This window comes from Ferruginibacter sp., assembly GCF_014377975.1.
Classification (GTDB): Bacteria; Bacteroidota; Bacteroidia; order Chitinophagales; family Chitinophagaceae; genus Ferruginibacter.
On sequence record NZ_JACMOO010000021.1, the window covers coordinates 1 to 6,000 of the forward strand.

The window sequence follows — 6,000 nt, forward strand, 5'->3', positions numbered from 1 at the left end:
ATGGCAAAGCTAAAGTAAAGGGCACCTGAGATTTGTATCAGTAATACAAATGGTTTAGAAGCAGCAGCATTAAAATACTGTAGTATTTCAGCAGGTAAAAAAGTAAATAGTAAACCTATTGTTGCTAATAGCAGGGCACTCGCTGTCATCATAATTTTTGTATTCATAATAAATTTTTAGCGATTGTTTACGTTGTTATTTAGAGTATAAAATTGCATAAATAAATTTTGAGTTATCGTTTTACTTTTTTTGCATGTCATGTTAATTTAAAAGTATTTTATTGTTACGCGTAACTACGCTTACATAAAAGCCCGGTTATAATCTACTGTTCAATGGCTGCCGGATAGGAGTGGAAAACCCGGAGTAACCCTGGCAGTGGTTGCAAACCCTGCCAGCGGTTACGGAGGATTTGGAACGGATAGCCGGAACCAACGCTGAGCAGAAAATACAGGTTTACAGCCCCTCAGTTATTGAATAAAAAATGCCGCTCATTTTCGTAGCGGCATTTTTTATTGAAACGTTTTTTAAAACCAGCTTCCTGTCCAGGTATCACCTGCAGCTGCATCATCTTTTAACTTTCTTTTTCTTCGGTTAACATCTCTCTGGTGCCGTATGGCTGCAACAATCATTAGCGGCATAAACAAAAAGATCAGTGGTGGTATACCCAAAAAGCTGATCCATTTTCCACCAAACATGTTACGCATCGGGCGTTTTAATCTTTCTGCAATCAGGTACATGGCGGGTACCAAAACTAGGGTCATAAAGAAAGCAAATGCTAAACCAAAAATGATTGTCCAGCTTAATGGTTTCCAAAATGCATTGCTATCGCCACCAAAGAAAATATGCGGGTTCAGATTGGAGAATAAGGATACAAAGTTAATGTTGAAGCCCACTGCAATTGGTATAAAAGCGAGTATGGCTGCCAGTGCGGTAAGCAATACGGGGATGATACGTGTTTTACCAGCCTGTATAATGGCTTCTCTTGTTTTTAAACCACGGCTTCTTAACTCATCCGCAAATTCAATTACAAGGATACCATTTTTTACCACAATACCTGCCAGGCCAACAATACCAAGCCCGGTCATAAGGCCCGATACTTCCATTCCGGTAATAGAGAAACCAAGCAGTACACCAATAACGCTAAAAATTATTTCTGTCAGGATGATGACGGGTTTACTTATGCTGTTGAATTGTATTACCAGTACAAATAAAATAATCATCAGTGCAATAACAAGGGCTTTAGATAGAAACTGTACTGTTTCTAATTGTTGTTCGCCTTCGCCGGTTTGTTTAATGGTAACTCCCTCTGATTTATTTTTAAAGGCATCAATGTATTTACTCAGTTCCTGGTTTACTCCTGTAGCATTGTATCCTTTGGTAGTTAATACATTGGAGCGAAGTGTAATTAAACGTTTTTGATTTTTACGTTTTATACTGCCAAAAGTGCTGGTTGGTTCTATGTTAACCAATGCACTGATTGGAATATTTTTTACTGCTCCGCCTACTGCCATATCCCGGAACGATATCCGCATGTTGAGCAGGTTACTGAGGCTTTTTCTTTGCAGTTCATTATTGCGTAACTGAATTTTGTACTCATCTTTTCCTTCTTTGATTTTTGATATTTCTTTACCAAATAAACCGGTACGTATTGCCTGTCCTATTTGTGCAGAAGAAACACCTTGTATTAAGGCACGTTCTCTGTCAACGGTTAAAGTAATTTCAGGATTGTTAAGATCAACATCCATTTTTAATTCTTCAACGCCGGGTACCTGTATAGAGTCTAAATAATTTTTAAGGTTAACAGCAGTTTTTACCAGCCCGTCAAAATCTTCACTGGCAATTTCAATATTCACCGGTGGATCGGTAGGCGGGCCGCTGCTTTCCTGGCTAACACTTATTTCAGCCCCCGGTACGCCTTTCATTTCTGCACGTACCTGGTCCAGGTAAGGCCGGGTAGATGTACCATGCCTTTTTTCGAATTCTACAAAAGATATCTGTATCCTTCCCAGTTCACTTCTTGTGCTTCTGTCGCCGCTGGTTGGGTCGCTTGCACCGATGGCAACGTTACTGATAACACTTTCCACCACAGGGTTTTGTTTGTGCGTGGAAGCATCAATACCCAGTACTTTATTTACCTTTTTTTCCAGCACCTGTACTACAGAATCGGTATACTCAACATTAGTACCCACGGGTAATTTAAGGTATACATAAATCTGGTTAGGGTCGCCCTGTGGAAAAAATACGATCCCTACCCGGTTGCTTTTTACCGAAGCATAAAATATTAATAGCGAAATAAACAGTAAGCCAATAATTCCTAATAAAAGATGCACCGGCCTCCAGCCCTTTAATGCCCAGCGAAGTAAACTTTCGTATTTCCCCATGATCCATGGCAGAGCATGGTTTTGAAAATAATGAATGGCATCCGTAAAGAAGTAACTGTTTAATACAACAAGCACCATAAAGAAAAGAAGCAGGTTACCCATAAAGGTTGCTCCAAAAATATCCAATACAATGCCTGCGCCTATTATAATCCAGAAGACTGGTTTTTTAAAGATCGCCGATTTTGATTTTTTATTTTCATCTTCCGGATGATTCATAAAATCTACCGCAAAAACAGGATTCATAAAAAAGGCTACCAACAAAGATGCTGCTAAAGTAAAAATGAGCATGATGGGTAAATACACCATGAAACGCCCGATAAGACCTGGCCAAAACAGCAATGGAAAAAAGGGAGCCAGGGTAGTGAGCGTACCCGCTAATACCGGTATAAATACTTCGCCTGCAGCCATTTTAGCGGCGGTAATAACAGTTATTTTTCCTCTGCCTTCTGTAAATATGCGGTGTGTATTTTCTATTACAACAATGGCATCATCTACAATTATTCCTAAACCAAACAGCAAGGCAAACAGTACAATAAAGTTGAGTGTTACATGTGTGCCAACAATTAAATCGGCACCCGGTAAAAATACAAATGCAACAAATATACTCAGGGGTACAGAAAGTGCAACAAAAAAGGCATTGGTAACCCCCATAAAAAACATTAGTACAATCAGCACTAAAATAAAGCCGATGATGATAGAGTTTACCAGGTCGTTAAAAGATGTTTTTGTTCTGATACTCTGATCGCCGGTGATAACAGTTTTTAAATTGGAGGGATATAAAACTCCTTTTGCTTCTTCAACTGTTTTTTTTACACCTTCACTTGTTTCAATTAAGTTTTCACCACTGCGTTTGATGATGTTTAATGTAACCACATTTTTTCCATCAAGGCGTGCATAGCTTTCTGCATTTTTTGTAGTGTCTTTTATGGTAGCAATATCTTTCAGGTAAATAGGAAAACCACCTGTATTGCGAACCAATACTTTTTCAATATCATAAACTGTTTTAAATTGTCCTTTTAGCTGCAGGTTACGTTTCATAGAACCCACGTCCAGCAAGCCCCCGGAGATGTCCATATTTTCCCGCTGTACTGCATTGGTAATATCATCAAAAGTAACACCTGCAGTTTGCATCCGAAAGTTATCGACGTTTATCTGAAACTCCCGCTCTGGCGCACCTACAATATCTATGCGGTTTATCTGCGGAAGATCTTCTAATTTATCTTTCAGGTCGTCTGCAAATTTTTTCAAACGCACCATATCATAATCACCGCTGAGGTTTACATACATGATGGGCTGATCACTTAAGTTTACGTCCAGCGCTGTGGGTACCTGGGTAAGATCAGTAGGCAGATCTTGCCTGGCTTTATCAATAGCATCTTTTACTTTTTGCAGGGCTACTTCAGTTTTTACTTTTGTATCAAACTCAACTGTAATGGCCGAGTAATCCTGTTGGGAGGTACTGGTTAGCTTGCTGATTTTCGCACCGGTAATGGCCTTAATTTGTTTTTCTATGGGCCTTGTAACAAGGTTTTCCATATCTTTTGGTGAGTTACCTACATAAATGGTTTGCACATAAATGGTGGGAATCACAATATCCGGAAACTGTTCTTTAGGCAGTGTTAGAAATTGGTAAATACCAATCGCTGATATAAACAACATTACCAGGTAAATGGAGGTTTTGTTGGTAATACTCCAGGAAGTTGGTTTAAACTCTTTAAATTTTTCTTTTATTTTTTCAACTGCACTCATAAATATTTTATTATTAATTATTGCCCAACAAATACTCCAACAAGGTGCAACTGCATTGGCGTCGCACTCGTGTACATTTTATCTTTATTGTACTCCTTTTCAATTTGCTACCGTATTCTTTAATGATGGCTGGTGTGCGTTGCCAGATAAAAGTAATTTATACAGGTTCAGCTATTAACTATTTACTTTTCACTATTTCAAAGTCAGCAACTGCCCATCATATAAACTTCCAAATCCTTCCGTAATCAATACATCCCCGGCTTTTAAACCTGCTTTTATTTCGAGCACATCTCCGTTTAATAAACCAATATCTACAGGCCGCTTGTGTGCAATCATTTTGCCATTTTCTGTATTAGCCACCATTACAAATTTTCCTTTATCATCATTTTGTAAAGTGTTAAGCGGAATTGAAATGGTATTTTTAGCAGCATAATCCTTAATCTTTAACAGGGCTATCTGGTTTGGTTTTAAAGAAGGGTCGGAAGGCAATTTTGCCTCTACCACAAAGCCCCTGTTGATGATATCAATAGAAGCACCTACAAAACTTACTACTACATTAAATGTTTTGTTTACATCCGGCATCTGAACAATTAACGGGCTTCCTTTGCTTACTGCCCCCAGGTAGTTTTCCGGAATATTACCGATAACTTTTAATTTGGTATTATTTACAATTCTGATTTGTGGTACGCCATTGATCTGACCAATAAATGTTTCTCCTACCCGGATATTTACCAAATCTGCAATGCCGTTTACATCGCTGTATACAAGGGATGTTTTAGATTGTTCCTGTATTGATTTTACATTTTCCTGCGTAGAAGCTAACTGGTTCGCTAAGGTGGCTGCATTATTTTTTGCAGTAATTAATTGTACTTCTGTACCAATGCCCTGATCCCATAAATTTTTCTGGCGCTGGTAAATATTTTTAGCAAAGCTTAATTGGGTTTTTATACTTTCCAGCCCTTCTTTGGCGGCTACTACATTTTGTTGTAGCACTGCGTCATCCAATCTTAAAAGCAATTGGCCTTTTTTTACGTGATCACCCTGTTTTACAAGTACGGCTTTTACCTGCCCACCCTGGCCTCTTGGCGAAATGTAGGAAATATTTTCTGCATCTACACGGCCCTGTAATTCTATGTAATGCGCAAAGTCGGTATTAGTGAGCGTTTGTACGGCCACCAGTTTTACTTTTGGCGCATTTGCAGCGCTGGTATCAAGTTTGGCAATATCTTTTTCAAGGCTGGTAATTTTTGAATCAATTTTATCCTTGTCTGTTTTTAGCTTTTCCAGTGCCACTTTCTTATCAGTCAACTCAACATTGCCGTCTTTCTTACTATCTCCGCAAGAGGATAAAAGTAACAGCCCGGCAACGGCTGTAATAAAATACTGTTTCATGGTGTTATGATTGATTAATGGATACACTTGGTTATTTTTAATAGTTATTTTTATTTGTGTTTTATGGTAGTTTTCCTGTTGCTTTCAAAAGATCAATCCTGGCTATAATAGCATCGTACCGGGCATTGATATAATTTGTTTGTGCTGTTTTTAGATCTACCTGTGCGGTATTAATTTCTGTTGAGCTGCCGGTGCCCGCCTCATATTTCTTTTTGGTTTGTTCATAAACTATTTCTGCCAACGCCATATTTTTTTTCTGATAATCCATGGTAGCGATGGCAGTGGTAAAATTATTTTTTGCAACTTCCACATCATTATCAATGCTTATTTTCTGAGCTTCTAACTGATTTTCAGTTTGCTGCAGCGCCAGCTTTGCCCCGGCAATTTTAGCCCTGGTACTAAACCCCCTAAAAATGGGAATGTTTAAATTAAACCCAATAAATGAAGTAGTAAACCAATCGCCGCTGCGTTTAAAAAA

General features: G+C 38.5%; 3 protein-coding genes. All 3 read right to left on the reverse strand.

Features of this window, described 5'->3' with window-relative positions; genetic code table 11:
* Positions 1–524: 524 nt before the first annotated feature.
* Positions 525–4,130 (reverse strand): efflux RND transporter permease subunit, encoded by a 3,606-nt coding sequence (locus H7254_RS01430; protein ID WP_301931285.1) that lies wholly within the window; start codon positions 4,128–4,130, stop codon positions 525–527.
* 192 nt (positions 4,131–4,322) lie between these two features.
* A complete protein-coding gene (locus H7254_RS01435) occupies positions 4,323–5,522 on the reverse strand; it encodes an efflux RND transporter periplasmic adaptor subunit (protein WP_301931286.1) in 1,200 nt (399 codons plus the stop codon).
* A 61-nt stretch (positions 5,523–5,583) separates the two neighbouring features.
* Positions 5,584–6,000, reverse strand: a 417-nt coding sequence (locus H7254_RS01440; protein WP_301931287.1) for a TolC family protein, incomplete at its 5' end; no start/stop codon positions are given.

Excerpts from the sequence above, each read along its gene's own strand:
- H7254_RS01430 (WP_301931285.1), bottom strand. The coding sequence starts at position 4,130 with ATGAGTGCAGTTGAAAAAATAAAAGAAAAATTTAAAGAGTTTAAACCA.
- H7254_RS01435 (WP_301931286.1), bottom strand. The coding sequence starts at position 5,522 with ATGAAACAGTATTTTATTACAGCCGTTGCCGGGCTGTTACTTTTATCC.